This window comes from Eubacterium sp. AF15-50 (assembly GCF_934835595.1).
Lineage (GTDB): Bacteria > Bacillota > Clostridia > Lachnospirales > Lachnospiraceae > Eubacterium_G > Eubacterium_G segne.
In genome coordinates, this window is record NZ_CAKVZL010000139.1 from 1 (window position 1) to 2,961 (window position 2,961).

General features: G+C 37.7%; 3 protein-coding genes. All 3 read left to right on the plus strand.

From position 1 onward, the window contains the following. The coding region (locus Q5O73_RS10395; RefSeq protein ID WP_302669650.1) for a YifB family Mg chelatase-like AAA ATPase at positions 1–866 on the plus strand (866 nt) is incomplete at its 5' end. Further along, positions 863–1,954 (plus strand): DNA-processing protein DprA, encoded by a 1,092-nt coding sequence (gene dprA / locus Q5O73_RS10400; RefSeq protein ID WP_302669651.1) that lies wholly within the window; start codon positions 863–865, stop codon positions 1,952–1,954. The genes Q5O73_RS10395 and dprA, both read left to right, overlap by 4 nt. A 32-nt stretch (positions 1,955–1,986) precedes the next feature. Then, a partial coding sequence (locus tag Q5O73_RS10405) for a DNA topoisomerase (RefSeq protein ID WP_302669652.1) occupies positions 1,987–2,961 on the plus strand: 975 nt, incomplete at its 3' end.

Below are 2,961 nucleotides of genomic sequence, written 5' to 3' on the forward strand. Positions count from 1 at the left end.
TGGGGCCGCCCGGAACAGGGAAAACTGCCATTGCCAAGGCTATGAAAACCATACTTCCTGAGATGTCACAAAATGAAAAAATAGAAATATCAAAAATACAAAGTATAGCAGGGAAATTAGAGGGAAATCTGGTAGGAGAAAGGCCTTTTAGAAATCCTCATCATACCACAACGGTAACGGCCATGACAGGGGGCGGAATAAATCCAAAGCCGGGAGAAATGACCATGGCTCACGGGGGAGTGCTGTACATGGATGAATTTACGGAGTTTTCCAGAGGAGTAATGGAGGCTATGAGGCAGCCTTTAGAGGACAAGAAAATTGTCATATCAAGGAAAGGTGGGACATATTCATTTCCGGCGGATTTTATACTTCTTGCTTCAATGAATCCCTGCAAATGCGGGTATTATCCCGACAGAAATAAATGTAGTTGTACGGAAAGGGATGTAAACAAATATTTAGAAAAAATCAGTGGTCCAATATTAGACAGAATTGATTTGTGCGTACATATGAATAATGTGGATTTTTTTGATTTAACAAGGGAGTCTTCAGAGGAAAGTTCAGAAGAAATAAGAAAAAGGGTAAATAAGGCTGTGGAGATTCAGAGGAAACGGTATGAAAATGAAAAAATCAGATTTAACAGTCAGTTAGAAGGAGAAAACATAAAGAAATACTGCAATCTTGGAAAAAAAGAGCAGGAACTTATAGGACAGATATATGAAAATATGGATTTAAGTGTAAGGGCGTATGAAAAAATATTAAAAACCGCAAGAACCATAGCGGACTTAAAAAATCATGAGGAAATAAAATATGAGGACATTGCAGAGGCAGTAAGTTATAAAGCCATGTCAGTAAGGAGGGGACTATGAACAAGCAGGAAATGTGGGGATGCATAGCCACGGCACCTAAGATGTATTTTACAAAAATTCAAAAAATAATGAAAAATCTAAAAGATGTACAGGAAATATTTAATGGAACCCAGAAGAAATTAGTGGAGGCAGGGGGACTTAAAAGTGAAGAAGCAGCAGAACTTTTAAGGCATATTGAAAGATTTAATCCTAAGGAATATTTTGAAAAACTTGAGAAAAACAATATAAAGTTTGTGTCGGTAGATGATGAAAATTATCCTGAAAAACTTATACCTTTTGACCATAAACCTTATTTTTTATTTTACAAAGGAAAATTACCGGATGAAAATGCCACGGCAGTGGCAATGGTAGGGGCAAGGGCATGCTCTAATTATGGAAGAAACATGGCAAAAAAAATAGGGAAAGAGCTGTCGGAAAGGGGCGTGCAGGTAATAAGTGGAATGGCAAGGGGAGTTGATACATATAGTCAATTAGGAGCAATAGAGGGAGGTATGAGTACCTATGCAGTTATTGGAAGTGGCGTTGATATTTGCTACCCGGTGGAAAATATTGAGTTATATGGGGACATAATAAATAATGGCGGAATTATATCGGAATATCCTCCGGGAAGTTCACCGGAAGGATGGCATTTCCCACAGCGGAACAGGATAATAAGTGGGCTGGCGGACAAAATAGTGGTAATAGAGGCAAGGGAGAACAGTGGCTCATTAATAACTGTTGAGTGGGCATTAGAGCAGGGAGGAGATGTAATGGCGGTTCCGGGGCGGGTAGACGACAAATTAAGTCAGGGATGTAACAGGCTTATAAAGTCAGGAGCAGGTATTGTTACAAATGTGGATGACATTCTCTCAGACCTTGGATATAATGCATATTATGAGCAAAAGAAAGAAAAGACAAAAGAAAAAATACTTGAAAAAGATTTTTTGATGTTGTATAGTGAGTTAGGTTTACAGCCAAAAAGTATATATGAATTAATAGAAACTACAGGCATAGTATATGAGAAGATAGTTACAATGTTGCTGAAATTACAATTAGAAGGACTTATAGAACAACCTTATGAGAACTATTTTTCCATAAAAAATACATAAATTCAGATTATTTTTAGTTAAGGGGAAGTCTTATGGCAAAATATCTTGTTATTGTGGAATCACCGGCAAAAGTGAATACAATTAAAAAATTTTTGGGTTCAAATTATGAAGTTGTAGCTTCAAATGGTCATGTCAGAGATATGCCAAAAAGCACGATGGGTATTGATTTTGAAAATGATTATGAACCGAAATATATTACCATACGTGGAAAAGGGGACAAGCTGGCAGAACTTAGACGCTGTGTAAAAAAAGCAGACAAAGTTTATCTGGCAACTGACCCGGACCGTGAGGGAGAGGCTATTTCATGGCATTTGGCTAATGCATTAAAATTAGACCCAAAGAAAACTGCCAGAATTACATTTAATGAAATTACAAAGCCGGCAGTAAAGGAGTCTCTTAAGCATCCAAGAGAGATAAACATGAATCTTGTGGATTCACAGCAGGCAAGAAGAGTTATGGACAGAATGGTTGGATATAGTATAAGCCCGCTTCTATGGATGAAAATAAAGAGAGGACTTAGTGCAGGACGAGTCCAGTCTGTTGCATTAAGAATGCTTTGTGACAGAGAAGATGAAATAAACGCATTTATTCCTAAGGAATATTGGGATATGGATGCGGTTTTGAAATACAATAAGAAGGATTTCAAGGTAAGCTTTTACGGAAATGAAAAAGGAAAAATTGAAATCACGGGAAAAGAGCAGTTAGATGGAATCGTAAAGGAATTAAAGGCTGCAAGGTTCACTGTAAGTGATGTAAAAAAAGGCAACAGGTCAAGAAAGGCACCGGTTCCTTTTACCACAAGTACATTGCAGCAGGAAGCTTCAAAGGCTCTTAATTTTTCCACACAAAAGACTATGAGAATAGCCCAGCAGTTATATGAAGGTGTGGAAATAAAAGGTCGTGGAAGTATCGGTCTTATCACATATTTGCGTACAGATTCCACACGAATCTCTGAAACAGCAGAAGCCCAGGTAAAGGATTTTATTGAAAATAACTATGGCGAAAGC